The organism is Pantoea sp. Z09, assembly GCF_022394795.1.
Taxonomy (GTDB): domain Bacteria; phylum Pseudomonadota; class Gammaproteobacteria; order Enterobacterales; family Enterobacteriaceae; genus Pantoea; species Pantoea latae.
Window position 1 is genome coordinate 2,012,538 of the sequence record NZ_CP092373.1, and the last position, 26,625, is coordinate 2,039,162.

21 protein-coding genes and 2 pseudogenes are annotated in these 26,625 nt (G+C 62.6%); 12 read left to right on the forward strand and 11 right to left on the reverse strand.

The features are described from left to right. Positions 1–41: 41 nt before the first annotated feature. Positions 42–2,153 carry a TonB-dependent receptor PqqU gene (pqqU, locus tag MC269_RS09635; protein WP_239952235.1) on the forward strand — a complete coding sequence of 704 codons (2,112 nt, stop codon included), beginning with the start codon at positions 42–44 and terminating at the stop codon, positions 2,151–2,153. Between the two features lie 34 nt (positions 2,154–2,187). Here pqqU and MC269_RS09640 read toward each other — a convergent pair whose 3' ends face one another. The 4 genes from MC269_RS09640 to MC269_RS09655 form a co-directional block, all read right to left on the reverse strand. Next, positions 2,188–3,258 carry an AbrB family transcriptional regulator gene (locus tag MC269_RS09640; protein WP_239952236.1) on the reverse strand — a complete coding sequence of 357 codons (1,071 nt, stop codon included), beginning with the start codon at positions 3,256–3,258 and terminating at the stop codon, positions 2,188–2,190. Between the two features lies 1 nt (position 3,259). Then, a complete protein-coding gene (locus tag MC269_RS09645; RefSeq protein ID WP_239952237.1) occupies positions 3,260–3,817 on the reverse strand; it encodes an isochorismatase family protein in 558 nt (185 codons plus the stop codon). Between the two features lie 11 nt (positions 3,818–3,828). Further along, complete coding sequence (locus MC269_RS09650) at positions 3,829–4,260, reverse strand: MarR family winged helix-turn-helix transcriptional regulator (protein WP_239952238.1); 432 nt, start codon at positions 4,258–4,260, stop codon at positions 3,829–3,831. Positions 4,261–4,339: 79 nt separating this feature from the next. Then, a complete protein-coding gene (locus MC269_RS09655) occupies positions 4,340–4,885 on the reverse strand; it encodes a helix-turn-helix domain-containing protein (protein WP_239952239.1) in 546 nt (181 codons plus the stop codon). A gap of 92 nt (positions 4,886–4,977) precedes the next feature. Here MC269_RS09655 and MC269_RS09660 point away from each other — a divergent pair, with 92 nt between their 5' ends. From MC269_RS09660 to MC269_RS09675, 4 genes are all read left to right on the forward strand, one after another. Continuing rightward, positions 4,978–6,153 (forward strand): benzoate/H(+) symporter BenE family transporter, encoded by a 1,176-nt coding sequence (locus tag MC269_RS09660; RefSeq protein WP_239952240.1) that lies wholly within the window; start codon positions 4,978–4,980, stop codon positions 6,151–6,153. 161 nt (positions 6,154–6,314) lie between these two features. Then, the gene (locus tag MC269_RS09665; RefSeq protein WP_239952241.1) at positions 6,315–7,598 is read left to right on the forward strand and encodes an SrfA family protein; all 1,284 of its coding nucleotides are present in this window, start codon (positions 6,315–6,317) and stop codon (positions 7,596–7,598) included. Positions 7,599–7,600: 2 nt separating this feature from the next. Further along, positions 7,601–10,558 carry a virulence factor SrfB gene (locus MC269_RS09670; protein WP_239952242.1) on the forward strand — a complete coding sequence of 986 codons (2,958 nt, stop codon included), beginning with the start codon at positions 7,601–7,603 and terminating at the stop codon, positions 10,556–10,558. Further along, positions 10,555–12,927: a virulence factor SrfC family protein gene (locus MC269_RS09675; RefSeq protein WP_239952243.1), complete on the forward strand. Its 2,373-nt coding sequence runs from the start codon at positions 10,555–10,557 to the stop codon at positions 12,925–12,927. Before MC269_RS09670 ends, MC269_RS09675 begins: the two co-directional genes overlap by 4 nt. Here the strand turns inward: MC269_RS09675 and MC269_RS09680 are convergent. The 3 genes from MC269_RS09680 to MC269_RS09690 all read right to left on the reverse strand — a co-directional run bounded on the left by MC269_RS09680 (position 12,924) and on the right by MC269_RS09690 (position 14,061). Next, complete coding sequence (locus MC269_RS09680) at positions 12,924–13,193, reverse strand: barstar family protein (RefSeq protein ID WP_239952244.1); 270 nt, start codon at positions 13,191–13,193, stop codon at positions 12,924–12,926. The two genes, MC269_RS09675 and MC269_RS09680, sit on opposite strands and share 4 nt — an antisense overlap. Before the next feature lie 2 nt (positions 13,194–13,195). Then, the gene (locus tag MC269_RS09685) at positions 13,196–13,630 is read right to left on the reverse strand and encodes a ribonuclease domain-containing protein (protein ID WP_081137482.1); all 435 of its coding nucleotides are present in this window, start codon (positions 13,628–13,630) and stop codon (positions 13,196–13,198) included. An 86-nt stretch (positions 13,631–13,716) separates the two neighbouring features. Continuing rightward, entirely contained in the window at positions 13,717–14,061 is a 345-nt protein-coding gene (locus tag MC269_RS09690; RefSeq protein WP_081137479.1) for a helix-turn-helix domain-containing protein, read from the reverse strand. Between the two features lie 310 nt (positions 14,062–14,371). Between MC269_RS09690 and MC269_RS09695 the strand changes: the two genes are divergently transcribed. The 5 genes and pseudogenes from MC269_RS09695 to MC269_RS09715 form a co-directional block, all read left to right on the forward strand. Further along, the gene (locus MC269_RS09695; RefSeq protein WP_239952245.1) at positions 14,372–15,532 is read left to right on the forward strand and encodes an efflux RND transporter periplasmic adaptor subunit; all 1,161 of its coding nucleotides are present in this window, start codon (positions 14,372–14,374) and stop codon (positions 15,530–15,532) included. 17 nt (positions 15,533–15,549) lie between these two features. Next, positions 15,550–18,702 (forward strand): multidrug efflux RND transporter permease subunit OqxB, encoded by a 3,153-nt coding sequence (gene oqxB / locus MC269_RS09700; protein ID WP_239952246.1) that lies wholly within the window; start codon positions 15,550–15,552, stop codon positions 18,700–18,702. Between the two features lie 293 nt (positions 18,703–18,995). Then, positions 18,996–19,247: pseudogene (locus MC269_RS09705) on the forward strand (DUF4760 domain-containing protein); the annotation flags it as partial. Positions 19,248–19,303: 56 nt separating this feature from the next. After that, positions 19,304–20,001, forward strand: a protein-coding gene (locus MC269_RS09710) for an IS1 family transposase (protein ID WP_239952247.1) whose coding sequence is annotated in 2 segments (ribosomal slippage) — positions 19,304–19,553 and positions 19,553–20,001 — 699 coding nt in all. Because the reading frame shifts where the segments join, the coding sequence is not laid out codon by codon here. Between the two features lie 22 nt (positions 20,002–20,023). Continuing rightward, positions 20,024–20,272 (forward strand): annotated as a pseudogene (locus MC269_RS09715) (DUF4760 domain-containing protein); the annotation flags it as partial. An 88-nt stretch (positions 20,273–20,360) separates the two neighbouring features. Here the strand turns inward: MC269_RS09715 and MC269_RS09720 are convergent. The 3 genes from MC269_RS09720 to MC269_RS09730 all read right to left on the reverse strand — a co-directional run bounded on the left by MC269_RS09720 (position 20,361) and on the right by MC269_RS09730 (position 22,655). Next, a complete protein-coding gene (locus tag MC269_RS09720; protein ID WP_239952248.1) occupies positions 20,361–20,693 on the reverse strand; it encodes a zinc ribbon domain-containing protein in 333 nt (110 codons plus the stop codon). Positions 20,694–20,857: 164 nt separating this feature from the next. Then, positions 20,858–21,346, reverse strand: a complete 489-nt coding sequence (locus MC269_RS09725) for an Rrf2 family transcriptional regulator (protein ID WP_033789942.1) — start codon at positions 21,344–21,346, stop codon at positions 20,858–20,860. 193 nt (positions 21,347–21,539) lie between these two features. After that, the gene (locus MC269_RS09730) at positions 21,540–22,655 is read right to left on the reverse strand and encodes an MFS transporter (protein ID WP_239952249.1); all 1,116 of its coding nucleotides are present in this window, start codon (positions 22,653–22,655) and stop codon (positions 21,540–21,542) included. Between the two features lie 217 nt (positions 22,656–22,872). On the opposite strand from MC269_RS09730, the gene tus reads away from it, so the two are divergent. After that, positions 22,873–23,799 (forward strand): DNA replication terminus site-binding protein, encoded by a 927-nt coding sequence (gene tus / locus MC269_RS09735; RefSeq protein ID WP_239952250.1) that lies wholly within the window; start codon positions 22,873–22,875, stop codon positions 23,797–23,799. Positions 23,800–23,841: 42 nt separating this feature from the next. Here the strand turns inward: tus and fumC are convergent, their stop codons facing one another. Continuing rightward, a complete protein-coding gene (gene fumC, locus MC269_RS09740) occupies positions 23,842–25,239 on the reverse strand; it encodes a class II fumarate hydratase (RefSeq protein WP_239952251.1) in 1,398 nt (465 codons plus the stop codon). 189 nt (positions 25,240–25,428) lie between these two features. Here fumC and manA point away from each other — a divergent pair, with 189 nt between their 5' ends. Further along, positions 25,429–26,604: a mannose-6-phosphate isomerase gene (gene manA / locus MC269_RS09745; protein ID WP_239952252.1), complete on the forward strand. Its 1,176-nt coding sequence runs from the start codon at positions 25,429–25,431 to the stop codon at positions 26,602–26,604. Positions 26,605–26,625 lie beyond the last annotated feature (21 nt).

Here is a 26,625-nt window from a genome sequence, read left to right on the forward strand (position 1 = left end):
AGCTGGTTCATTTTCGTCTCTTTTATAACGGTCTTTCATCCATGAAAAATGTCTCCCTGCGTCAGGCCAGCGTGCTGCTGCCCGCTCTGCTGCCGCTGCCGCTGCTGGCGGCGGACAACACCGGCAGCAACACCATGGTGGTCAGCGCCGCGCCGGCGCCAGCCGGCCTGTCCGAACTCGATACGCCCGCCGCCGTCAGCGTGGTGAACGGCGAGGATATGCGCCAGGCCGCGCCGCGCGTCAACCTGTCGGAAAATCTCGGCAGCGTGCCGGGCCTGCAAATTCAGAACCGCCAGAACTACGCGCAGGATCTGCAGCTTTCAGTGCGCGGCTTTGGCGCGCGTTCGACCTACGGCGTGCGCGGGCTGCGCCTCTACGTCGACGGCATTCCTGGCACCATGCCCGACGGCCAGGGGCAAACCTCCAATATCGATATCGGCTCCATTGACCATATTGACGTGCTGCGCGGCCCTTTTTCCGCGCTCTACGGCAACGCCTCCGGCGGCGTCATTAACGTCGATACCCAGACCGGCCAGCAGCCGACCACGCTGGAAGTCGGCAGCTGGTACGGCAGCTACGGCAGCTGGCGCAACAGCGTTAAGGCCAGCGGTGCCACCGGCGACGGCACGCACGCGGGCGACGTCAACTACACGGTTTCCGCCTCGCGCTTCACTACGCACGGCTACCGTGACCACAGCGAGGCGCAGAAGAATCTCGGCAACGCGAAGCTCGGCGTGCGCATCGACGATGTCAGCACCCTGACGCTGCTGTTCAACAGCGTGCATATCGAGGCGCAGGATCCCGGCGGTCTGACGCCCGATCAGTGGCGCGACAATCCGCGCCAGGTGGTAAGCAACGTCACGCTCTACAACACGCGCAAAACCGTGGATCAGACCCAGGGCGGGCTGCGCTATCAGCGCCAGATGAGCGAGAACGACGATCTCAGCGTGATGATGTACGCCGGGATCCGTGAAACCACCCAGTATCAGTCGATCCCTAAAGCGACCCAGAGCAACCCGACCCATCCGGGCGGGGTGATCGACCTGACGCGCCACTATCAGGGCATCGACACCCGCTGGACCCATCGCGACACCCTGTTCAGCATGCCGGTCACGCTGACCGGCGGGCTCGACTATGAAACCATGACCGAGCGCCGCAAAGGCTTCGAGAACTTCAGCGGCAGCGATTACGGCGTCAAGGGCGATATCCGCCGCAACGAACGTAACCTGATGTGGAACCTCGATCCCTATCTGCAAACCGCCTGGCAGCTGAGCGACACGTGGTCGCTGGACGCCGGGCTGCGCTTCAGCACGGTTAATTTCGACTCCAACGACTACTACGTCACCGCCCGCAACGGCGACGACAGCGGCGATGCGCGCTACCACAAATGGCTGCCCGCCGCGTCCCTTAAGTATGCGATCGACAGCAGCTGGAACGCCTATCTCTCAGCCGGTCGCGGCTTTGAGACGCCGACCATCAACGAGCTTTCCTATCGCGCCGACGGCGAAACCGGCCTGAACACCGGCTTAAAACCGGCAACCAGCGACACGGTGGAGCTGGGCACGAAAAAACGCATCGGCAACGGCCTGATCACCGCCGCGCTGTTCCAGACCGACACCAAAAACGAAATCGTCACCGACACCAGCCTCGGCGGCCGCACCACCTATAAAAACGCCGGGGAAACCCGTCGGCGCGGGCTGGAGCTGGGGGTAGATCAGCAGTTCGCCGCCGACTGGCGGGTCAAGGCGGCCTGGACGCTGCTTGACGCGCGCTACCGCAGCAACGCCTGCGGTGACGAGAGCTGCAACGGCAACCGCATCCCCGGCATCGCGCGCAATATGCTCTACACCGGCGTCGAGTACGCGCCGGAACAGGGCTTTTACGCCGGTGCAGAGCTGCGCTATATGAGCAATATCGCCGCCAACGACGCTAACGACGTTAAGGCGCCCGCCTATACCGTGGCGGCGCTTAACAGCGGCTATAAGTGGCTGGTGCAGAACTGGACGCTGGATCTCTTTGGCCGCGTCGATAACCTGTTCGACCGCAACTATGTCGGTTCCGTTATCGTTAACGAGGGGAATGGGCGCTATTTCGAACCGGCGCCGGGACGGAATTACAGCGTCGGGCTGACGCTGAGCTACGCCTTTCAGTAAACCTTATCGCCCCGGCCAGACGCCGGGGCGTTTTTCAGGACGCGCGCCGCGCCATCCAGTTGGCGATCCAGCGCGATAAAATCGGACCGGTGAACATCACCACGATAAAGCGCCCGGTCTGCATCGCCATCACAAAGGGCATATTGACGTTGCTTGACGCCGCAATAATCGCCACCGAATCCGCGCCGCCAGGGCTGGTCGCCAGATAGGCGGTGAGCGGATCGATGCCGGCAAATTTCACCAGCAGAAAGGCGAACAGGCCGCAGATGGCGATCAGCGTCAGCACCGACAGCAGCACGCGCGGAAAGGCGTGCGCCGCGTAGCGCAGGATCTCCGCGCTAAAGCGCAGGCCGATGCCCCAGCCGACAAAGGCGTAGGCGAGCGCCAGCAGCCATTTCGGCAGGGTGATCTCGACCCAGCCCACATCCTGCACCACCGAGGCGACGATCAGCGTCATCAGCATCGGACCGGCGGGAATGCGCAGCAGCCGCGCCGCCAGCACGCCGGCGGCGATGGTGAGCAGCGTAAACAGGAACGAGAGCGGCGCGAACGGCGCGAAGAGATTAAGCGCGGGCGATGTTGCCGGCGCCCCGCCGTCGCCGCCTGCCCAGAAGCGCGTCACCAGCGTGGCCACCAGCGCCACCATCATGACGCGCAGATATTGCATAAAGGCGACAAGACGCACGTCGGCGCCGAAGCTCTCTGCCATCAGCGTCATGGCGGTGGCCGCGCCGGGCGAGGATCCCCAGATGGCCGTCGAGCCGGGCAGCACGCGAAAGCGCGCCAGCAGCCCACCCAGCACCAGGCTGGCGACGATCACCGAGCCGACGCACAGCACAAACAGCGGCCAGTCATCGGCGATCTCATGAAAGATAGTGGCGGGGATCGCCGCGGCGATCATCGCGCCCACCGTCGCCTGGGCACAGTTGAACAGCGGCCGCGATATTTTCAGCGCGCGGCCGGATGCGGCAAAGCCGATGGCCGCGAACATCGGGCCGAGCAGCAGCGCGGCCGGAATATGCAGCCACTCCAGCGCCACGACCAGTGCCGCCGAGCCGGCAATCAGCCCGGCCCAGCGCGTCAGACCCGCCTGCGCCATCGTCATCTTAGCGCGCGCTAAGCAGTGCCAGCACGTCGGCGGTAGAGCCGGTTTCGCCGAGGCGCGGGAAAATTAGCTCGACGCTGTTGTTATGGGTGTCGAGATTAAGATCGGTCATGGCGTCTGTGGCTAAGGTGACGTTGTAACCTAGTTCATACGCCTGACGCGCGGTGGACTCCACGCCGATGCTGGTGGCGATGCCGCACACCACCACCTGAGTCACGCCGCGCTGCTGCAGCTCAGCGTGCAGATCGGTCTGATGAAACGCGCCCCAGGTTTTCTTGGTCACGGTGATATCGCCCGGCTGCGGCGCCATTTCCGGCACCAGCGTCGCCCAGTCCGCCGGCAGGTCGCCGCTGTGACGCGCCTGCTCGTTGCGGCCCGGCGCGCCGCCGGCGACGTTCACCAGCGCCACCGGCAGCTGATGCGCGCGAAATCCGTCGGCAAGCTGCGCGCAAAGGTCGATCACCGGCTGCGGCTCGTGCACCAGCGGCAGGCGCACGATGCCGTGCTGCAGGTCGATAATAATCAGGGCAGTTTGGGTATCAAGGGTGGTCAGAGCCATGGAAAATCCTCTCAGGATGCGTTGTCGGCGAGTCGTTGCAGTAAGGGAACAGCGGCGCGCAGCAGCTGCTGTTCGTCGGGGCTAAGCTGCGTGTCGATGGCGCGCACCAGCCAGTCGTCGCGCAGGGCGCGGTTGGCGGCGATCAGCGCGCAGGCGGCCGGCGTCGGCAGGTAGCGGGTTTTGCGTCCGTCGTGGGGATCCGCTTCGCCCTGCACCATGCCCACCGCCAGCAGGCTGGCAACGGTGGCGCCCATCGACTGGGTGCGCACCCCTTCTGCCGCGGCCAGTTCGGTAATGGTCATCGCGCCGTCGCGCACCAGATAGCCCAGCACCGAGACCTGCGACCAGGTGAGATCGCCCGGCGGCGCGGATTCGCGCAGTCGACGACTCAGCTTGCCGATCAGCCTGCGCAGCGTTGCGGCCGATTCAGTCAGTTCGCTCATCGCTCTTCTCCTTACGTTCATCGCAGTATAGAGATGCGAAGGTAAACTGTGTAGTTTACCTTCGTATCAATTTGTAAGGTCAGGGGCGCTGCAGGTAGTGGATCAGGCTGTGAAAGCGCAGCGGCGTGGCGAGCGGATTGCGGTAGCTGTGCGCCACGTCGGCGGCAAACTGCCACGCCTCGCCCGCCTGCAGCCGCCGCCAGACGCCGCCGGTGCCGAGCAGCAGCTCGCCCTCGATCACCACCACCTGCTCGACGCAGCCTTTTTCGTGTGGCGAGGAGTCGCTCTGCGCGCCGGCCGCCAGCTCCACCGCCAGCAGATCGAAGCGCAGCTGCGCGTCCCAGGGCAGCAGCGGACGCACCGTCATCTGCGCGTTAGGCTGGCTGAAGCGCGCGCTTTCCCCTGGCGGCAGCCCGTTGCCCTGAATAAAAAAGGAAAACGGCACGTTAAAACCGGTGGCGATTTTCCACAGCGTCGCCACCGTCGGGCTGGACTCGCCGCGCTCGATCTGGCCGAGCATCGCTTTGCTGACGCCGGTGCGCTCCGCGGCCAGCGTCAGGCTCCAGCCGTTCGCCTGGCGCAGCTGTTTCAGCGCCTCGCTGAGATGCTGATGCAGATTTTCCATAGGCTTCTCCTGAAATCGTGGCGGCAGTGTAGCACTTGAGCGCTATAGCGCACACTGCTACGATGTGCGCTATAACGCACGACGGAGGTTTTATGCAGAGCATCACGGCGCGATCCGCCTTCTCTTTTCCCCTGCTGGTCTCGGGGTTTGTCGCCGTGCTGGTCGGCTACAGCAGCTCTGCGGCCATTATTTTTCAGGCGGCGCAGGCGGCCGGCGCCTCCTCGGTGCAGATCGGCGGCTGGCTGTCGATGCTGGGCATCGCCATGGGCCTCTGCTCGCTGGGCCTGTCACTCTGGACGCGCATGCCGATCCTGTGCGCCTGGTCGACGCCCGGCGCGGCGCTGCTGGCCACCAGCCTGCAGGGGCTGACCCTCAATGAAGCGGTGGGCGTGTTTATCTTCGCCAACGCGCTGATCGTGCTGAGCGGTGTCACCGGGCTGTTCGCGCGTCTGATGCGCGTTATCCCGCCCGCGCTCGCTTCGGCGATGCTCGCCGGGATCCTGCTGCGCTTCGGTCTGGAGGCGTTTACCGGACTGCAGCACGATTTTGCGCTGTGCGGCGCCATGTGTCTCGCCTGGCTGCTGGCGCGGCGCTGGCTGGCGCGCTACGCCATTCTCGCCGCGCTGGCCGCCGGCGTCGCGGTGGCGCTGGCCCGGCAGACAATCCATTTTCCGGTACAGGCGGCCAGCTTCGCCCTGCCGCAGGGCATCATGCCGCATTTTAGCCTCACCGCGCTGCTGGGCGTCGGCCTGCCTTTTTTCTTCGTCACCATGGCGTCGCAAAACGCGCCGGGCATCGCCACGCTGCAGGCGCACGGCTATCAGCCGCCGGTTTCGGCGCTGATCGGCTGGACCGGGCTGGCCGCCCTGCTGCTGTCGCCGTTTGGCGGCTTTTCCGTCTGCATCGCCGCAATCACCGCCGCCATCTGTATGGGCGACGAGGTCGACGCCGATCCGCGTCGGCGCTGGATGGCCGCCGCGCTGGCCGGCGGCTTTTATCTGCTGGCCGGGCTCTCCGGCGCGCTGATCGCCGCGCTGTTTGTGGCGCTGCCCTCGCCGCTGATCGCCACCCTCGCCGGTCTGGCGCTGCTGTCGACCTTGAGCGGCAGCCTGACGCGCGCGCTGGCGGATCCCAGTACGCGCGACACCGCCGTCATCACCTTTTTGATCACCGCCTCTGGCCTCTCGCTGCTTGGCGTCGGCGCCGCGTTCTGGGGGCTGGTCGCCGGGCTGGCGGCGCACGCGGTGCTGAAGCCGCGCGCCGCATAACCGCTTACGCGCGCTGCACATTTTTCTCGCAGCGCGCGAAAAACGCCCTTAATCACCGTTTTTTCCGCCGTTTGATTTGCTGTTGCTCGACGTAAAATCACCCCAATCGCCGATAACACACGATTTTCTGCCTCAGAATTCGACCGATAAGGGCCCAACAGGTGGCAAAAACTTTTCTGCGCAGCGGCAATCTCGACGCGGTGCTGGCGCTGGGTGAAAACGGCCAGCCGGTCTACGCATCCGCCCTGCAAATACGTGAAACCCTGCGGCTGCGTCGTCAGACCGCGCTGGCAAACTGCCTCGCCATTCCTCAGCCCAACGCGCGCGGCGACCGCCTCGACTGGTACGCGCCGTTCAGCGGCAAGGTGAAATCCTGGCTGGGCGCCAGCGATTATGAGCGCCGTCAGGCGCTGGATCAGCTCACAGCGACCCAGCAGGAGATGCAGGCACTCAGCGCGCGCGCGCGCGAAGCCGACAATCCGGCGATGCGCCTGTTCGGCGCGCTGCTGGCCAAAGCGCTGCAGTTTCCCGATCAGCAGTATGTCTATCTGGTGGACGGCAAGCCGGTGATCACCTTCTGGGGCTTTGTTGACGCGCAGGCGCGCACGCGCGACGACGCGCTCGCCTGCCTGCGCGAAACGCTGGAAGAGGCGCTGCCGCCGCTGCTGCCGGAGCCGGTCATCGCCGCGCCGCCGCCTGCGATGCCGGAAATCATCCCTGAGCCAGAGCCGCTGCCTGAACCAGAACCCCTGCCTGACGCCACGCCGGTGATGACGCCCGCTGTCGCGCCGCGCCGCGCCATGCGCGTCTGGATGCTCGCGCCGCTGGCGCTGGCAGTGGCCGCCGCCGCCGCGTTCTGGCTGCATCAGCCGACGCCGGTCGCCGCACCGCAGCCGAGCACGCCGGTGGTGGCTACCGCTGTTGCGCCGCCTGCCGCGCTGATTGCCGCGCAGAAGCTGGCGACCACCCTGCCGCAGGCGCCGGCCAGCGTCGCCGCGCCCGCCGAGCCGGCTGCGCCTTCCGCTACGCTCGCCAGCGTGGTGACGCCCGCCGTGCCCACCGCCGACGCCGCGCTGAAAATGAGCGTGGAGGACGTCCGCAACGGCGCGATTAGCGTGGTCGACGGCCGCTGGCGCGTGGTGATGCAAAACTCCCTGCCGGGCGGCGCCTCTCCGGTGCTGCGCTATGAACTCAGCGCGGGCAAAGGCAGCGCCACGGTCACCCAGGGCAATAACCTGCGCTGCAGCGCCGACGAGGTTTCCGCCGCGATGCTCGGCAGCGGCCAGCTCTCGATCCGCAGCCGCTATACCGCCAAATGCAGCGACGGCTCGCGCTACCGCATGCCGCAGCTGATGTGTAAACCGGGAGACGGCGCCGCCGTGTGCGAAGCGCTGTTCAGCGACAACAAATCCTTCCCGATGACGATTACGCGCGAGAGTAAGTAACCATGTTGGCTCCCCTGATCGATGACAAACAAAAAATCACGCTGATCGAAGAGAGCGGCGTGCAGTTTCTCGACTTCGGCCTGCGCATCGCCGCCGGCCAGGCGCGCCGCCAGTTTGTGCGTCAGACGGCGAACGGTCCGCTGCTGCGCCTCAACGTTGACGGCAACAGCGGCAAGTTTCTGCTCTATCCCGAGGACGGCGGCGCGCCGGAAGTGGTGCGTCCCGAATCGGACGTGGCGCTGGTCGACTCGCTGGCGCTGCTGGCGGACTGCTGGCTGCCGCTGCCGATGCTGCGCTGCGCCAGCGGCCGACGCTTTATCGGCGGCCCGGAAAACTGGGCGCGTCTGCGTCTGACCGCGCTGGCGCAGCCCGATGCGGCGGGCAACACTCATCGCGCCACCCTGGCGTTCGATACCCGCCTCGTGGCGGAGGGCGAAGAGCCGCTCGGCCTGACGCCCGCCGACGCGCAAAACGGCGTCACCTTTTCCCTCGCCTGGCACAACTATGAGCTGGGTGAGTTTCTCGATCACCCCTGGGTAGACGGCTGGCTGCGCGAATCCTTCAGCGATCGCGTCGGCGACCGCCGCGAGCAGGCGATTGCCCAGGCGCTGCGCGAGTTCGAATATCAGGCGCACTACCTTAATCTGCTCGAACTGCTCGGCGAGCAGCTCAACCTCAGCGATATCCATATTCAGGCCGCCAGCCAGCAGACGCCCGCCGTCAACGTCGACATTATTCTCGACGTCGGCAACTCGCACACCTGCGGCATTCTGGTGGAGGATCATCCCGAAGAGAGCAACGGCCTGAAGCAGACCTATGAACTGCAGCTGCGCGACCTGTCGCAGCCGCATCAGGTCTATAACGAACTGTTCGACAGCCGGCTGGAGTTCGCCGAAACGCACTTCGGCAAGGCGAACTTTTCCCTGCAGAGCGGCCGCGAAAACGCCTTTATGTGGCCGTCGCTGACGCGCGTCGGCCGCGAAGCGAGCCGTCTGGCGCTGCAGCGCGCCGGCCTTGAGGGCAGCACCGGCATCTCCAGCCCGCGCCGCTACCTGTGGGACGAGGCGCGCTATCAGCCAGGCTGGCGCTTTAACCAGCCGCAGGGCGCCAACGAGCCGCAGGCCAACGCCGCGCCCTTCACCTTCTTGCTCAATGACGAAGGCGAGCCGCTGCACGCCCTCGCCGCCGACGATCGCCTGCCGGTTTTTTCCGCCCACTACAGCCGCAGCTCGCTGATGACCTTTATGCTGTGCGAGCTGCTGGCGCAGGCGCTGATGCAGATGAACAGCGCCGCGCAGCGCCAGCGCATGCCGCAGAGCCACGCGCCGCGTCAGCTGCGCCACGTCATCCTGACGCTGCCGTCGGCGATGCCGAAGCCGGAGCGCGAGATTTTCCGTCGCCGCATGCAGCAGGCGATCGCCCTGGTGTGGAAAGCGGAAGGCTGGCACGCCGGCGACGAGCCGTTCGACGCCGCCGCGCCGCCGGTCTGCCGCAAGCCGGTGCCCGACGTGCAGATGGAGTGGGATGAAGCCACCTGCGGCCAGATGGTCTGGCTGTTCAACGAAACCCAGGTCAACTTCGCCGGTCGCGCGCAGGATTTCTTCAGCAGCACCGCGCGTCCGGATCGGCCGCGCGAAGCGGACGAGGTGGCGGGCAAAAGCCTGCGCATCGCCTCGATCGATATCGGCGGCGGCACCACCGATCTGGCGATTACCCACTACCGTCTCGACGACGGCCAGGGCAATAACGTCAAGATCACCCCGCGGCTGCTGTTCCGCGAAGGCTTCAAGGTCGCGGGTGACGATATTCTGCTGGACGTGATCCAGCTCTGGATCCTGCCCGCGCTGCAGCAGAGCCTGCAAAAAGCGGGCCTCGCGCTGGCCGAGCCGCTGCTGAACAAGCTGTTCGGCCACGACGGCCGCCTCGACGGCCAGGCCACGCTGCGCCAGCAGGCGACGCTGCAGCTCTTTATTCCGCTGGCGCAGGCGGTGCTGGAGCGCTATGAGAACTGGGATCCGCTGGAGAGCCACGCGGAGATCAACGCCCTGTTCGGCGAGCTGGTCGAACAGCGTCCCGCCGACGCGGTGCTCGCCTTTATCAACGGCGAAATCCAGCGCGCGCTGGGCGCCGAGAGCGCGTTCGATCTGCTGCAGGTGCCGCTGATCGTCAGCCTGGCGCAGCTGCACGCCGAGTTTATGCAGCACCGCATGGCGATCATTCCGGCGCTGCGCTCGATGTGCGAAGTGGTATCGCTCTATCAGTGCGACGTGCTGCTGCTCACCGGTCGGCCGTCGCGCTTCCCCGGCATTCAGGCGCTGGTGCGTCATCTGCAGCCGCTGCCGGGCAGCCGCATTCTCTCGCTGGAGGGCTACCACACCAGCGACTGGTATCCCTTTAATAAACATGGGCGTATCGACAACCCGAAATCCACTGCGGCGGTGGGCGCCATGCTCTGCCTGCTGGCGCTGGATCTGCGTCTGAACAGCTTCTGGTTCCGCGCGGGCGATTTCGAACCCTACTCGACCATCCGCTACCTCGGCGTGCTCGACGAAAACCAGGCGCTGACCGACGATAATCTCTGCTACAGCGATATCGATCTCGACGATGGCAGCTTCGCGCTCGATCGTAAAAGCAGCTTTCGCATTCGCGGCAACGTCTGCCTCGGCTTTCGCCAGCTCGACAACGATCGCTGGCCCGCCTCGCCGCTCTACAGCCTGACGCTGAACGACGCCCAGCTGGCGCGTAAGGTTGCCGGCGAGAGCGTGCTGCGCGTGAAGCTGGCGGTCGCGCCCGGCCCGGTGCTGCCGGGACCGGAGCGGCTGGTGCTGAGCGACGCGCGCCTCGACGACGGCACGCGCGTGCCGCTTGAGCAACTGAGCCTGAAACTCAATACCCTCTCGCCGACGGGCAACGCCCATGCCCAGTACTGGATCGACAGCGGAAGCCTGTGTAAACGATGAGAACTGTAAAACCGCGCCAGCCGCAGACGCTGGCAAAACGTCTTAGCCTGCTGCAGGAGGCGCTCAACGCCAGCCTCGGCTGGATTGCCGAACACCGTGACGCCGCGCCGCGCCTGGCGCTGGAGGCGGAGACCGTCACGCGTCAGCTGCGCCGCGCCCGCGCGCAGAGCGACGCCCTGGCGCAGCAGGTGGCACGCCCGGTGACGCTGGCGCTGTTCGGCCAGTCGCAGGCGGGCAAAGCCTGGCTGCTGAGCGAAATGGTCGCCGACGCGCAGGGCCAGATGCTGGCGCGCCTCGGCGAGAAAACCCTCAACGTGTTTCAGCAGATCAATCCCGGCAACCTCGACTTTGCCGCCGCGACGCGCTACTGCCATCAGCGTGAACCCCTCTCCGGCGAGTGGCCGGTTGAGCTGGCGCTGATGAGCGAGGCGGAAATTTTACGCCTGGTGCTGAGCTGCCGCGCCGAGGCGCCGCAGCCGGAAAGCGCGCAGCTTGACCAGCAGCTGCAGCGTTTGCAGCGCCAGCGGCTCAACGCGCCCGTCGGCGGGCTCGACGGCGACGCGCTGGTGACGCTCTGGGCCTGGAGCCGCCGTCACCGCCTGCACGAGGCGCGACTCGACCGTCACTTCTGGCCGCAGGCGGTCGAACTGGCGCCCGCCCTCAGCGTCGACGACCGGGTGCAGCTCTTCGCGCTGCTCTGGCCGACGCAGCCGGCGCTGAGCGAGATGCTGCGCCATCTGCTGCACCTGCGTCATCAGCTGCGCAGCGCCAGCCGCGTGCTCGCGCCGCTCAGCTTGCTGGTGGATCACGCCCTGCTGCCGAGCGAACAGCTGATCGCCCACGCCAGCGAGCAGGATCGGCAGATGAAGGTGGAAGTCTGCCCGCTCAACGGCAACCGCATCGGCAAGCCGCAGCAGGTGCCGCTCGGCTGGCTGGCGCTGCTGACGCTGGAGCTGGTGATGCCGCTGAGTTCGACGCCGCGCACCGCCCTGTATGACGACGCCGATATGCTGGATCTGCCCGCGCCCGGCGTGCCCGCCGACGCGGCAGCGCGTGACGAGCGCCAGCGCCTGGCGCAGCAGGATCCGCTGTTCGCCCTGGCGCTGGAGCAGAAACGCGCCCTGCTGCCTGGCCTCTACGCCGGCCGTCAGGGCATCGATCTGATGCTGATCTGCACCGCCGCCAGCCAGCGTCAGGATGTCGATCTCGCCAGCCGCGCCCTGCGCGAATGGCAGCTGCATCAGCCGCTGCGTGAGAGCGGCGAAAAGCCGCGCCTGATTTGGGCCATCACCCCTTACGACGCGCGCCATCAGCAGATCAACGTCGATGAAGCGGTGCAGCGTCAGATTGGCCAGCCCGGCCAGCGCTGGGGCTCGATGCTGGCGCTCGATCGCGCCGGCGTCGACCGCATGGCGGAGTGGCTTCAGGATGAGATGCAGCCCGATGCGCGCCGCGAGCGGCTGGTGGCGGAGCTACGCGACCTGCAGCACAGCGTGCTGGAGCGTCGGCTGCTGCCCTGGACCGACGCCGAGGCCAGCCCCGAGCAGGCCGCGCGCAAGCAAACCATCGCCGATACGCTGTTGAAGTGTTTGCAGCACCGCACCGGCCTGCACGGCGAGCTGCTGGAGCGGCTGCAGCCGCCGCGCGACACCCTGCGTCAGCTCTGGCTGAGCCAGCATGACGCGCCCAGCGCCGCGGCAATCCGCACCGACGCGCCCGCGCAGCACTTTGGCGTTGGTTTTGAATTCGATCTTTTCAGCGACGCGCCGCTGGCCGATCCGGCGGCGGGACAGCAGCCGGTGAGCGCCGCCGGCCAGAGCTTCGCGCGTCAGGTGATGGCGCTGTGGCTCGATCATCTGCGCGAGCTGCCGGAGAACCGCAGCCTGTTGACGCTGCTGAATGTGGATCGCGTGACGCTGGAGTGGCTGGTGGAGGAGCTGATCGTCGCCAGCTTCCGCCTTGATATCCTCTCCAGGCTGGAGCAGGCGCTGCACGAGCCGGAAAATCAGGCGGTGACGCACGAGTCGCGCGCCGATCGTCAGGTTTCGCGGGCGATGACGGTGCTGGGAGATTTTGTCGCCTGGCTCGGCTTTTTGCAGCGCGACGAGGCGGCGCGTCCGCCGAGCCGCGTCAATCGCGGCCAGCCGATTTTCGCGCGCCCGCCGGCGCCGAGCGTCAATTTTTCCGCCGGGCAGCGCCTGACGCGGCTCTCCGCCGCGCCCGCTAACCATACCGCCTACTATATCTATGACTGGCTGGTGGGGCTGAACGCGGTGATCCTTGAAAACAACGGCTACGCCGGCGGTCGCGATCTCACGCCCGCCGCGCGCCACGCGCTGGCGGCCATCCTCGCCTCGCTGCGCAGTTAATCGCGCTTCAGGCGCAGGTCGCCCTCCAGCGCCTGCGCCGCCTCTTCCAGCAGCGCCAGCACGGCGCCGAACGTTTCGCTGTTCTCCAGCCCCGCCGCATGGCGCAGGTGAATGCGCGCCGGCAGCGCCATGCCGCCGGTGATCCAGTCCCACAGCGCGTCCAGATTATTGCCGAAGGTGAACGGACAGTGGCTCTGCTGCGCCAGCGCCCGATAGAGCGCGTCGCGATCCTGAAGATGACGGAAATCGAGCGTGATGGTCAGCATGGTTACGGCACCTGCTTAAAGCTGCGGTAGTGATCGGTGGTGATATAGACCAGGCCGTCGGAGGAGTAAACCAGCCGATCCGCCTCACGGTGGCCGCAGCGGTAGTTGACGTCCGCCTCATACCACAGGCGCCCGCTGCGCTGCGGCAGGCGCTTTTCGCGGTTGCCGAAGCGGTCGCCGCCGATCGCTTTGCCCGGCAGCGCGTCGCACAGATTGCCTCTGGCGGGATCCCAGCCGAGACGGCGTGCGTCGTTCTTGCTGATGTAGTAGTCAGGCAGCTGCTGATGTTGCAGCAGGTAACGCGCCACGGTGCGCGCATCGGTCAGCGAACTGATATCGCGGGCGTCGGACGAAGGCAGAGCGTTCAGATGGGGTTTAAGACCGGCCCAGGCGGCCGCAAGCACGATAATCAGTGCGATCCAGAGTTTTTTCGACATGATGGCATCCCAGACAACAGGACGCAGATGATACCAGCTTTACTTGTCAGATACAGCGCGGGCCAGCATAGCTGGCCCTGCGGGGATCACTGCATCACTTGCATCTGGGCACCGTGACGACGCCATGCGCCAGGCGCGACGCCATACTGGCGTTTAAAACTGCGGTTGAAGGATTGCTGCGAGTCGAAGCCCAGCGAAATCGCCACGTTGAGGATCGGTTCGTTGGTGGTGGTCAGGCGATCCGCTGATTTTTTCAGTTTCTTCATGCGGATGTATTCGCCCAGCGGATAACCGGTATGCTCTTTGAACATACGCTGCAGGTGCCACTTGGAGTAGCCTGCGCGCTCCGATACGGTGTCCAGATCCAGACGTGCTTCGATGTTGTTGTCGATCCAGTCGATAAGATCGTGAATAAATGCGTCGCTCATCATCCCATTTTCTCCCGTCGCCGTTGCGAACAGTATCAGTATCAGTTGCAATTACACTTTAAGGGTGACTGACTTTGCCATTTAATGCAAGTTGGATTGATACATTAAATGCCGCACTCGCCGTAAGGTCATTCTCTTCCCCCGCTCCGTCGGCGTTTCGTCTCAGTCAAAACCGCACATAAAGTGTATCAGATATTCTTGCAGTTGCCTGATGCACGAGCCTACACTCCTCGCGATTAATTGCAATCTTAAAAGTTGCAAATATTGGCTCGCGCGTGTGGGCTCTTTTTTAACGCTATGCGGAATAACAATAATGAACAGACAAACGAAGTGGGTTCGTCAGGGTTCAACCCTTCTGGGCGCGGCGCTGCTGGCCAGCATACTCAGCGGATGTGACAAAGGCGTGGCGAAAAACGCCCCGCCGCCGCCGCCTCAGGTCAGCGTCGCCGATGTGGTGCAGAAACCGGTCAGCCAGTGGGACAGTTTTAACGGGCGCATCGAGGCGGTGCAGAGCGTGCAGCTGCGCCCGCGCGTCTCCGGCTATATCGACGCGGTGAACTACCGCGAAGGCGACGAGGTGAAAAAAGGCCAGGTGCTGTTCACCATCGACGATCGCACCTACCGTGCCGCGCTGGAGCAGGCGAAGGCTGAACTGGCGCGCGCGCGCAGTCAGGCCGCGCTGGCGCGCAGCGAATCGGCGCGCACCGAGAAGCTGATCGGCAGCCAGGCGATTTCGCGCGAGCAGTGGGAGCAGCGCCGCTCCGCCGCCAGTCAGGCGCAGGCCGACGTGCTCTCCGCCGAGGCGGCGGTCGATATGGCGCAGCTTAATCTCGACTTTACCCGCGTCACCGCGCCGATCGACGGACGCGCCAGTCGCGCCATGATCACCACCGGCAACCTGGTGACCGCCGGCGACAGCGCCAGCGTGCTCACCTCGCTGGTGTCGCAGGACCGCATGTATGTCTACTTCGACGTCGATGAAACTACCTTTCTGCACTACCAGGCGATGGCGCGCCAGGGCCAGCAGCGCGGCTCGCTGCCGGTCGAGATCGGCCTGGCCGGCGAAAACGGCTATCCGCACCGTGGCGTGGTCGACTTCACCGACAACCAGCTGACCGCCAGCACCGGCACCATCCGCATGCGCGCCCAGCTCGACAACCAGCAGCGTCAGTTTACGCCGGGCCTCTTCTCGCGCGTGCGTCTGCCGGGCAGCGCGGAGTTTCAGGCGCTGCTGATCGACGATAAGGCGGTGCTTACCGACCAGGATCGCAAATATGTCTATGTGGTGGATAAAGACGGCAAAGCGCAGCGCCGCGATATTCAGCCCGGCGAGATGGCCGAGGGCCTGCGCATTGTGAAAAACGGGCTGCAGCCGGGCGATCGGGTGATCGTTGACGGCCTGCAGAAAGTGTTTATGCCCGGCATGCCGGTCACGGCCCAGCAGGTCGCGATGCGCGCGGCTCACGCCAACTAACTGAGGCTACTGCCGCTATGGACTTTTCCCGCTTTTTTATCGACCGGCCGATCTTCGCCGCCGTTTTGTCGATTTTGATTTTTGTGACCGGCCTGATCGCCATTCCGCTGCTGCCGATCAGCGAGTATCCCGACGTGGTGCCGCCCAGCGTGCAGGTGCGCGCCGAATATCCCGGCGCTAACCCAAAGGTGATTGCCGACTCGGTGGCGACGCCGCTGGAAGAGGCGATCAACGGCGTTGAGAACATGATGTATATGAAGTCGGTGGCCGGCTCCGACGGCGTGCTGGTGACCACCGTCACCTTCCGCCCAGGCACCGATCCCGATCAGGCACAGGTTCAGGTGCAGAACCGCGTCGCCCAGGCGGAGGCGCGTCTGCCAGAAGATGTGCGCCGCCTCGGCATCACCACCCAGAAGATGTCGCCGACGCTGACGCTGGTGGTGCATATGTTCTCGCCGCACGGCAAGTACGACTCGCTCTACCTGCGCAACTACGCCACGCTGAAGGTGAAAGATGAGCTGGCGCGCCTGCCGGGCGTCGGCCAGATCCAGATCTTCGGCGCGGGCGAGTATGCGATGCGCGTCTGGCTCGATCCCAACAAGGTGGCCGCACGCGGCCTGACCGCCGCCGACGTGGTGACGGCGATGCAGGAGCAGAACGTGCAGGTGTCGGCCGGCCAGCTCGGCGCCGAACCGCTGAAGAAGCAGTCTGACTTTCTGTTGTCCATCAACACCGCTGGCCGCCTCGAAAACGAGCAGCAGTTCGGCAATATCATCCTGAAAACCTCCGACGACGGCTCGCTGGTGCGGCTGCGCGACGTGGCGCGTATTGAGATGGGTTCTGGCAGCTACGCGCTGCGCTCGCAGCTCAACAACAAAGACGCGGTCGGCATCGGTATTTTCCAGGCACCTGGCGCCAACGCCATCGATCTCTCTAACGCGGTGCGCGCCAAAATGAACGAGCTGGCGACGCGCTTCCCGGACGACGTGCAGTGGGCCGCGCCCTACGACCCTACCGTGTTCGTGCGCGACTCGATCAGCGCGGTAGTGCATACGCTGCTGGAAGCGGTCGCCCTGGTGGTACTGGTGGTGATCCTGTTCCTGCAGACCTGGCGCGCCTCGATTATTCCGCTGCTGGCGGTGCCGGTGTCAGTGGTCGGGACCTTTAGCGTGCTCTACCTGCTCGGCTTCTCGCTCAACACCCTGAGCCTGTTCGGGCTGGTACTGGCGATCGGCATCGTGGTGGATGACGCCATCGTGGTGGTGGAAAACGTCGAGCGTAATATCGCGCTGGGCCTGTCGCCGCAGGCGGCGGCGCATCAGGCGATGCGCGAAGTTTCCGGGCCGATTGTCGCCATCGCGCTGGTGCTGTGCGCCGTATTTGTGCCGATGGCGTTTCTCTCCGGCGTCACCGGCCAGTTCTACAAGCAGTTCGCGGTGACTATCGCCATCTCCACGGTGATCTCCGCCATCAATTCGCTGACGCTCTCTCCAGCGCTGGCGGCGAAGCTGCTGAAAGATCACCATGCGCCGAAAGATATTCCGACGCGCATTATCGATCGCCTGCTTGGCTGGCTGTTCCGTCCGTTCAACCGCTTCTTTAACCGCAGCGCGCACGGCTATGAAGGGCTGGTCGGCAAAACGCTGCGCCGACGCGGCGCGGTGTTCGGCGTCTATGTGCTGCTGCTGGCGGGCGCGGGCTTTATGTTCCACGCGGTGCCGGGCGGTTTTATCCCGACCCAGGATAAGCTCTATCTGATCGGCGGCGTGAAGATGCCGGAAGGCTCGTCGCTGGAGCGCACCGACGAGATGATCCGTAAGATGAGCGAAATCGGCATGAACACCGAAGGCGTCGCCTACTCTGTCGCCTTCCCCGGCCTGAACGCGCTGCAGTTCACCAACACGCCGAATACCGGCACGGTGTTCTTCGGCCTGAAGCCGTTCAGCGAGCGCACCCACAGCGCGGCGGAGATCAACGCGGAAATCAACGCGAAGATCGCCCAGCTGCAGCAGGGCTTCGGCTTCTCGATTATGCCGCCGCCAATCCTCGGCCTCGGCCAGGGGTCGGGCTATTCGCTCTACGTGCAGGACCGCGCAGGGCTGGGCTACGGCGCGCTACAGACGGCGATCAACACCCTCTCCGGCGCGGTGATGCAGACCCCAGGCATGCACTATCCCATCTCCTCTTATCAGGCGAACGTGCCGCAGCTCGACGTGCAGGTCGACCGCGATAAAGCCAAGGCGCAGGGTGTGTCGCTGACCGATCTCTTCAGCACGCTGCAGACCTATCTCGGCTCGTCGTATGTTAACGACTTCAACCGTTTCGGCCGCACCTGGCGCGTGATGGCGCAGGCGGACGGCGAGTTCCGCGACAGCGTGGAGGATATCGCCAACCTGCGCACCCGCAACGATCGCGGTGAGATGGTGCCCATCGGCAGTATGGTGCATATCACCACCACCTACGGCCCCGATCCGGTGATCCGCTACAACGGCTACCCGGCGGCGGACCTGATTGGCGACGCCGATCCGCGCGTGCTCTCTTCCGCCCAGGCGATGACCCAGCTGGAAGCGATGTCCGGTCAGCTGCTGCCGAACGGCATGAATATCGAGTGGACCGATCTGAGCTATCAGCAGGCGACTCAGGGCAATACCGCCTTTATCGTCTTCCCGGTGGCGGTGCTGCTGGCGTTCCTGGTGCTGGCCGCGCTCTATGAGAGCTGGACGCTGCCGCTGGCGGTGATCCTGATCGTGCCGGTAACCATGCTGTCGGCGCTGGTCGGCGTCTGGCTGACGGGCGGCGATAACAACGTCTTCGTGCAGGTCGGTCTGGTGGTGCTGATGGGGCTGGCGTGTAAGAACGCTATTCTTATCGTGGAGTTCGCGCGCGAGCTGGAGATGCAGGGCAAAGGCATCGTGGAGGCGGCGCTGGAAGCCTGTCGCCTGCGTCTGCGGCCGATTGTGATGACCTCTATCGCCTTTATCGCCGGCACCGTACCGTTGATTCTCGGCGAAGGCGCGGGCGCGGAAGTACGCGGCGTGACCGGCATTACCGTGTTCGCCGGGATGCTGGGCGTGACGCTGTTCGGCCTGTTCCTGACGCCGGTGTTTTACGTCACGCTGCGTAAGCTGGTGACGCGCAAGGCGCCGAAAGAGGCGCTGCAGACAGCGTAAATAGTTGAGGGCGGTCGATGACCGCCCTTTCTTTTATTCAGATGATGGAAACAGAATGTGAAAACTGCGTAACGCTACGCAATTCAGCCAGACAAGTAATTGACAGCGAAAACCTCCCAGGTTAATTTCCGGAACAGCAAGATCATGAAGAATTAACTATTAAGGCGAAAGCAATAAGTCTATTCATGGGGGCTATATGAACAAAGTAAGAGACGAATTTGACGGGTTTTAAGCAGCCGCAAAGTAACTAAGGCGGGGAAGCAACCCGCCTTTCTTTTTCATGGATGAAAAATATGACTTCAAACCTGCCTGTCTGGCCATTCATCAGTAACGCCATCGTCCTGCTTGGCGTTATCGTCGCTACATGCGCCATCTTCTATAACGTGCGCACAGCCAAAAAAACAGAGACAGCAAAATTTTTATTTGAAAGCCGCCAGGATAAAGATTACACGGAATCTTTACACGTTCTTAAAAAAGTAAATCGTTCAGGTAAGTCTTTTCGTTCATATATTTTTCCGCGAGAAGGTAAAATAATAACGGAAAAAGGGTAATGCTGCCAACTTACTGATTTAGTGTATGATGGTGATTTTAAGGTGCTTGCGTGGCTTCCATTTCCATCAGATGTCCTTCCTGCTCCGCTACTGAAGGCGTGGTGCGTAACGGCAAAAGCACTGCCGGACATCAGCGCTATCTCTGCTCTCATTGCCGTAAAACATGGCAACTACAGTTCACTTACACCGCCTCTCAGCCCGGTACGCACCAGACAATCATTGATATGGCCATGAATGGCGTCGGATGTCGCGCCAGTGCACGCATTATGGGCATTGGCCTCAACACGGTTTTACGTCACTTAAAAAACTCAGGCCGCAGTCGGTAACCTCGCGCATACAACCGGGCAGTGATGTGATTGTCTGCGCTGAAATGGACGAACAGTGGGGCTACGTCGGTGCTAAGTCACGTCAGCGCTGGCTGTTTTACGCGTATGACAGGATACGGAGGACGGTTGTGGCGCACGTCTTCGGTGAACGCACTCTGGCCACACTGGAGCGTCTTCTGAGCCTGCTGTCGGCCTTTGAGGTCGTGGTATGGATGACGGATGGCTGGCCGCTGTACGAATCACGCCTGAAGGGAAAGCTGCACGTTATCAGCAAGCGTTACACTCAGCGCATTGAGCGACATAACCTGAATCTGAGACAACATCTGGCAAGGCTGGGACGGAAGTCACTGTCGTTCTCAAAATCGGTGGAGCTGCATGACAAGGTCATCGGGCATTATCTGAACATAAAACACTATCAGTAAGTTGGAGTCATTACCGGAAAAAGAGATGCTTGAGCGACGCAAGTTACAATACATTTTAAACTTTTATGAGAGAGTTGCCGTCAGTATTCGTGAAGGGATATATGATGAGCAGATGATTAAGAGAACCTCTTTTACTACTGTTATTCAAGCATGGGATATTGCGGAGCCCCTGATTAAGGCGATTAGAGAGCATATTCACTCAGAGACAACGTATCAGGAATTTGAGTGGCTGGTCATGCGCTGGAAGCAGCATCCATTACGGAAAAAATAACGCGGCAGGAAATGGCTTAACCCTAATAAAAGCCGCATCAGCGGCTTTTTATGTTCACACGCATGTACCTGCTTTACGGGAGGTATGATCAGGCTTTGGGGCGCGTCAGAAAAACCAGCGTGCCGATAATGATATCCCCTACGACCCAGAGAATCCCTAGCATCATTGCGCCCATTCCAGCCCCCAGCGCAGCGCCGGCCCGTTCTGCATCTGAAGCAGCGTGGTTGATGACGTCTCCGCTTGCGCCCATCCCGCTGAAAATGGAATAAATCATCAGAAGGTTGAAGAGGATAAATACGATCTTCACAATTTTTCCAAACAGCGTTCGCTTTGGTTTTTTTACCTGATGCCCGCATGAAGGACATTTAAATGCTGAATCGCTGATTGCCGCTTTACATTCCGGACAATTGATTAATGCCACTTCTCTCTCCTTAGATAAAAATAAACAGCAGATAAAATACTATTATCCTGAAAAATCAATCGAATAAAAAAACCGCCATTTGGGCGGTTTTTTTTGCTTCAGTCTGTTATTGATTAATCCTGGCTATTGAACTCCGGCGTTGCCGGGCATAAAAAAAGCCGCGGTTAGCGGCTTTTTTTGCACAGGTCTTCGATAGCATCCGGTTCCAGCACCGGGGCGCACTCGGTTTCGTTGCCTTTTTTCAGCTCTTCGAGGGCGTCGGCGACGGTGCGTTTTGCCAGCACGTCCAGCGAGGCCTGCTCGGCTTCGTCGGCAATCGATTTGAAGTACCAGCAGAGGTTGGCGCTGACCAGGCAGCGCGGCGCGACGTCAGGACGCGACGCCCAGAGCTTTTTGTCTTCAATCACTGAGGTGTAGATATCGCGCAGCGTGATTTCGCTGGCCGGACGCCCCAGATGGATCGAACCGGTACGCCCCAGCGTCGAGACGATAATGCCGTCGCGCGTCAGCGGAACCATCAGCTTGCGGATGAAACTGGGGTTCGCTTCAAGACCGTATGCCAGAATGGCGCTGGTCGAGCGTTTACCCATTTGCTCCGCCATCGCTACGCTAAGAACCATTTGCAAAGCTGTCGGGAAGCGGTAATCAAGCATTTCATTTTCCTGAGTTGCGGTGCATCTTATTGTTTTATTGCCGCGTAAGTGAACATTCAGTGAGCAATAAATATAACAAACACTGTTGCTTTTTAGAAGCAAGGCTGCTGCGCCAGGGCACGTATTCATTAAAACATCGCCATCGACAGCACAAGCTGTTCAGCCCAGTGGCGCTGCGGCTTCCGCCCCACTGCTACGGCACTGACGCCGGTCTCGCCGGCAGCCGCTGTTTCAGCACTATTACCAGCGCCACGTTAAGCAATGCCAGCGCGCAAAGCAACCCCATGGTTGCGGAGGCGCCAAAGGTTTCAAAGACATAGCCGCCCGCCAGCGGCGTCAGCGCCTGTCCGATCAGCGCCGGACGCGCCATGCGGCCCACCACGACGGCATAGGCTTCTGGTTTGACCATCGCCAGCGGTAAAGTTCCCCTGACAATCGCACGCAGGCCGTTTCCTGCGCCGTAATGCACCATACTGAGCAGCGCCAGCTGCGGAAACAGTGCCAGCAGCAGCAGGCCCAGCGCCACCAGCCCCACCGAGAAAAAAGCGGTCCAGATGGGATGGCCGCGCTTAAATAAAATATCGACGATGCGCGAGCCGACCTGGCAAGGGCCAAGGATGGCGCTGATCCCCAGCGCAGAGGCCAGGGTAAAGATGGCGCACAGCAGCCAGAACAGCGACGGCGCGATATCCTGCTGCGCCGCGCTCGCGGCCTGCGCTGTCGGCTTAAGCGCCAGCGACCGGTTCGGCAGCGCGTAGAAATAGGCAGGTAATACCAGCAGCAGCAGCATGGCGGCAATGGCGAAACAGGCGCCGCGCCACGTTAGCAGATGGATCAGCAAGGCGGTGCCGGGCCAGACCAGCGTGGTGCAAAAGCCGGAAATCAGGGTGATGCTGGTAATGGCGCCGCGCGCCTGCCCGCCGTAGCGCGTGCCCAGCGTGGCGAACAGCGCATCGTACAGCCCCATCGCCATGCCGACGCCGATAATCGCCCAGGCGCCCAAAAAGAGCAGCAGCGAGTGGCTTAGTCCCATGATAACCAGCCCGACCGCCATCACCGCCCCGCTCAGCGCCAGCAGCATCCGGCCGCCGGTGCGCGCGATAATGCGTCCGCTAAGCGGCGCCAGCAGACCGGAAACCAGAATGCCGGTCGAGAGCGCGCCGTAAACCCACTGCTGCGACCAGCCAGTTTCCGCGACGATGGGGGTCGCCATGACGGCCATCAGATAAAATGAACCGCCCCATGAGAGTATCTGCACCAGGCCCAGCACCACGACCGCCAGCACGCCCGGTTTATTCTGTTGATCCACATCTGTCACCGCTTTTTACAGGTAACGACTTTTATAACATGTTATGCCATAAGCAAAAAACCGAAACGGCACCCGCTGCCCCACTTTTACTGGTTAGCCTGCTGGCCGCACGGTTTGAATTAAGCATGCCTTATGTATGTTGTAACTACTAGAACATATTGCGCACAGCGCCACACTCTGCCAGAGTAAGGTATGTTGTAACTAGGGAGAGCAACCAATGCGTTATGACCTGATATCCGACCTGCATGAGTGCGCAAACAGCCTGGAACAGTCGCTCGGCGAGCTGCGCGAGATGATCATGGCGCAGCCGCTGCTGATTGCGCGCGTCTTTTCCCTGCCCCCGGTGGAAAAAGGCCACGAGCACGACGCGGTGACGGAAATCGCCGTGGAACAGCATCTGGGCGCCACCGCGCGCGACATGGCGCTGGCGCACTTCTGTCGCCTCTTTATGCAGCATCAGTCCGAGAAGCTCAGCACCAAAGCGGCCGTCCGTCTGCCCGGCGCGATCTGCATCGAAGCTGATGATGAGCATGCCGCCGCCCTCACCGCGCAGATCGCCCAGGTCAATCAGTACAAAGCGCGGCTGGAGCAGATCATTACCGTGGAATCAGGGCTGCCGAGCGAGGCGCGCTTTGAGTTCGTGCACCAGCATCTGCGCGGCCTGATCACGCTCAACGCCTACCGCACCATCACCCTGCTGCAGGCGCCGGACAGCCTGCGCTTCGGCTGGGCCAACAAGCACGTCATCAAAAACGTCAAGCGTGAAGAGATCGTCGCGCAGCTGGAGCGCAGCCTGAGCGCCAATCGCGCGCAGGCGCCCTGGACGCGCGAACAGTGGGCAGAGAAGGTGCAGGATGAGCTGGAGAGCGTGCGCGCCCTGCCCGCTACCGCGCGGCTGAAGATCAAGCGGCCGGTGAAGGTGCAGCCTATCGCGCGCGTCTGGCGTGCCGAGGAGAAAAAGCAGACCCAGCTCGCCTGCCCGTCGCCGATCGTGGTGCTGTGTCGCGACCGCACGCAGGTGCCGGTGCTGGGAGAGCTGCTGAACTACAACGCGGATAACGTGCAGCATCGCTATAAGCCGGCGGCGGAACCGCTAAACCTGCTGATCCCGCGGCTGCATCTGTGGGTCGACTGCCCGATATAACGCAAAAAGGCCAGCAAAGCTGGCCTTTTGGTGTTGGCTGGATTACGCCTTCATGCTGCCGACCATCTCTTCCGGACGCACCCAGGCGTCAAACTCCTCTTCGGTGAGATAGCCGAGCTTCAGCGCCGAGCCTTTCAGCGTCAGCCCCTCTTTGTGCGCTTTTTTCGCAATTTCAGCTGCTTTGTCATAGCCGATATGGGTATTCAACGCGGTGACCAGCATCAGCGATTCATTCAGCAGCTGCGAAATGCGATCGCGGTTCGGCTCAATGCCGACGGCGCAGTGGTGGTTAAAGCTGTCCATGCCGTCAGCCAGCAGACGCACCGACTGCAGGAAGTTGTGGATCACCATCGGCCGGAAAACGTTCAGCTCGAAGTTGCCCGAGGCGCCGCCGATGTTGATCGCCACGTCGTTGCCCATCACCTGACAGCAGAGCATGGTCAGCGCTTCGCACTGGGTCGGATTCACCTTGCCCGGCATGATAGAGCTGCCCGGCTCGTTCTCTGGAATAGAGAGTTCGCCGATGCCGCAGCGCGGGCCTGACGCCAGCCAGCGCACGTCGTTGGCGATCTTCATCAGCGACGCCGCCAGCCCTTTCAGCGCGCCGTGCGCGTGCACCAGCGCATCGGTGGTCGCCAGCGCCTCGAACTTGTTCGGCGCGGTGACGAACGGCTGTCCGGTCAGCTCGGCCAGCGCTTTCGCCACGCGCACCGCATATTCGGGATGGGTATTCAGCCCGGTGCCGACGGCGGTGCCGCCCAGCGCCAGTTCGGCGACGTGAGGAATGCTCTGCTCGATATGCTTAAGATTATGTTCCAGCATCGCCACCCAGCCGGAGATCTCCTGGCCCAGGGTCAGCGGCGTCGCATCCTGCAGATGGGTACGGCCAATCTTGACGATATCTTTAAAGGCGCTGGACTTCTCGCTCAGGGTGTTTTTCAGCACTTCAATCTGCGGGATCAGCTTCTCGCGCAGCGCGATCACCGCCGCGACGTGCATCGCCGTCGGGAAGACGTCGTTGGAACTCTGGCTTTTATTCACATCGTCATTGGGATGCACCAGGCGCGACATGCCGCGTTCGCCGCCGAGCAGTTCGCTGGCGCGGTTGGCCAGCACCTCATTCATGTTCATATTGGTCTGGGTGCCGGAGCCGGTTTGCCAGATCGCCAGCGGGAACTCACCGCTGTGCTGGTCCGCCAGCACCTCATCGGCGGCTTTAACAATGGCGTCCGCGCGTTCGACCGGCAGCAGGCCGAGATCGCGGTTAACGGTGGCGGCGGCGCGCTTGGTCTGCGCTAACGCATAGACCAGCTCGGTAGGCATTTTTTCTGTCGAGATACGGAAGTGTTCCAGCGAGCGCTGCGTTTGCGCGCCCCATAACTTGTCTTCGGGTACATCAATGGGCCCCATTGAATCTTTTTCAATGCGCGTGGCTGCCATGTCTACGTCTCCTTTAGCACAGGTTGTGGTGATTGGTCGCCCAGCGCGAAAAGGCTGGACGCGCAGAATGCTTACATACAAGAATTTAACATTATGCGAGTCTGTCGCGCTGTTTGCACTTGATATGTATTATCAGCACCATTTTCTGCTTTAATAGTCGCAATAACTTCCCGTGATTAAGGGTTAATCATGCAAAAAATGGTCAATTCGCTGCAAAATTACGCATGGGGCAGCAAAACCGCCTTAACGGAACTCTATGGCGTTGCCAATCCACACCATGCGCCGATGGCGGAGCTGTGGATGGGCGCGCATCCCAAAAGCCCGTCGCAGATTGAGGTCAAGGGCGAGCGCCGCTCGCTGCGCGATATCATCGACGCCGATCCCGAAGCGATGCTGGGCTATGCGGTGGCAAAGCGCTTTGGCGAGCTGCCTTTCCTGTTTAAGGTGCTGTGCGCCGATCGGCCACTGTCGATTCAGGTCCATCCCAGCAAAAGCGCCGCCGAAGAGGGTTTTGCGCGCGAAAATGCAGCGGGCATTCCGCTTAACGCGCCGGAGCGCAACTACAAAGACGCCAACCATAAACCTGAACTGGTCTATGCCCTGACGCCCTTTCAGGCGATGAACGGCTTTCGCGAGCTGAGCGACATCGCCTCGCTGCTGCAGCCGGTCGCGGGCGCGCATCCGCAGATCGCCCATTTCCTGCAGCAGCCCGACGAAAAGAATCTGGCGACGCTGTTTGCTACGCTGCTGTCGCTGCAGGGCGAAGCGAAGTCGCTGGCGCTGGGCGTGCTGAAAGCCGCGCTTAACGCGCGCGAAGGTCAGCCGTGGGAAACCATCCGGGCGATCGCGGTGGAGTATCCGGACGACAGCGGGCTGTTCTCGCCGCTGCTGCTGAACGTCATCACCCTGCAGCCGGGCGAGGCGATGTTTCTCTATGCCGAAACCCCGCACGCCTACCTTAACGGCGTCGCGCTGGAGGTGATGGCCAACTCGGACAACGTGCTGCGTGCGGGCCTGACGCCAAAATATATCGACATTCCCGAGCTGCTGGCCAACCTGAAGTTTCAGTCAAAACCGGCGTCGCAGCTGCTTACCCAGCCGCAACAGCAGGATCGCGCCCAGAACTTTCCCATCCCGGTGGAGGATTTCGCGTTCGCCATTCACGCGCTGGACAGCGAACCCCAGCTGCTCTCTCAGGAGAGCGCGGCGATCCTGTTCTGCATCGAAGGCGAGGCGACGCTGACGCAGGGCGAGCAGCAGCTGACGCTGGTGCCTGGGGGATCCTGCTTTGTTCCCGCCAGCGACGGCGCGCTGAAAGCCACCGGACGCGGTCGTCTGGCGCGCGTTTTTAACGCGTTGCGCTGAAGCGGCTGACGAATCTGGACC

What these genes read in the sequence shown, in the direction of transcription:
- pqqU (WP_239952235.1), top strand. Translation starts at nt 42, where the DNA reads ATGAAAAATGTCTCCCTGCGTCAGGCCAGCGTGCTGCTGCCCGCTCTG.
- MC269_RS09640 (WP_239952236.1), bottom strand. Translation starts at nt 3,258, where the DNA reads ATGACGATGGCGCAGGCGGGTCTGACGCGCTGGGCCGGGCTGATTGCC.
- MC269_RS09645 (WP_239952237.1), bottom strand. Translation starts at nt 3,817, where the DNA reads ATGGCTCTGACCACCCTTGATACCCAAACTGCCCTGATTATTATCGAC.
- MC269_RS09650 (WP_239952238.1), bottom strand. Translation starts at nt 4,260, where the DNA reads ATGAGCGAACTGACTGAATCGGCCGCAACGCTGCGCAGGCTGATCGGC.
- MC269_RS09655 (WP_239952239.1), bottom strand. Translation starts at nt 4,885, where the DNA reads ATGGAAAATCTGCATCAGCATCTCAGCGAGGCGCTGAAACAGCTGCGC.
- MC269_RS09660 (WP_239952240.1), top strand. Translation starts at nt 4,978, where the DNA reads ATGCAGAGCATCACGGCGCGATCCGCCTTCTCTTTTCCCCTGCTGGTC.
- MC269_RS09670 (WP_239952242.1), top strand. Translation starts at nt 7,601, where the DNA reads ATGTTGGCTCCCCTGATCGATGACAAACAAAAAATCACGCTGATCGAA.
- MC269_RS09675 (WP_239952243.1), top strand. Translation starts at nt 10,555, where the DNA reads ATGAGAACTGTAAAACCGCGCCAGCCGCAGACGCTGGCAAAACGTCTT.
- MC269_RS09680 (WP_239952244.1), bottom strand. Translation starts at nt 13,193, where the DNA reads ATGCTGACCATCACGCTCGATTTCCGTCATCTTCAGGATCGCGACGCG.
- MC269_RS09685 (WP_081137482.1), bottom strand. Translation starts at nt 13,630, where the DNA reads ATGTCGAAAAAACTCTGGATCGCACTGATTATCGTGCTTGCGGCCGCC.
- MC269_RS09690 (WP_081137479.1), bottom strand. Translation starts at nt 14,061, where the DNA reads ATGATGAGCGACGCATTTATTCACGATCTTATCGACTGGATCGACAAC.
- MC269_RS09695 (WP_239952245.1), top strand. Translation starts at nt 14,372, where the DNA reads ATGAACAGACAAACGAAGTGGGTTCGTCAGGGTTCAACCCTTCTGGGC.
- oqxB (WP_239952246.1), top strand. Translation starts at nt 15,550, where the DNA reads ATGGACTTTTCCCGCTTTTTTATCGACCGGCCGATCTTCGCCGCCGTT.
- MC269_RS09725 (WP_033789942.1), bottom strand. Translation starts at nt 21,346, where the DNA reads ATGCTTGATTACCGCTTCCCGACAGCTTTGCAAATGGTTCTTAGCGTA.
- tus (WP_239952250.1), top strand. Translation starts at nt 22,873, where the DNA reads ATGCGTTATGACCTGATATCCGACCTGCATGAGTGCGCAAACAGCCTG.
- fumC (WP_239952251.1), bottom strand. Translation starts at nt 25,239, where the DNA reads ATGGCAGCCACGCGCATTGAAAAAGATTCAATGGGGCCCATTGATGTA.
- manA (WP_239952252.1), top strand. Translation starts at nt 25,429, where the DNA reads ATGCAAAAAATGGTCAATTCGCTGCAAAATTACGCATGGGGCAGCAAA.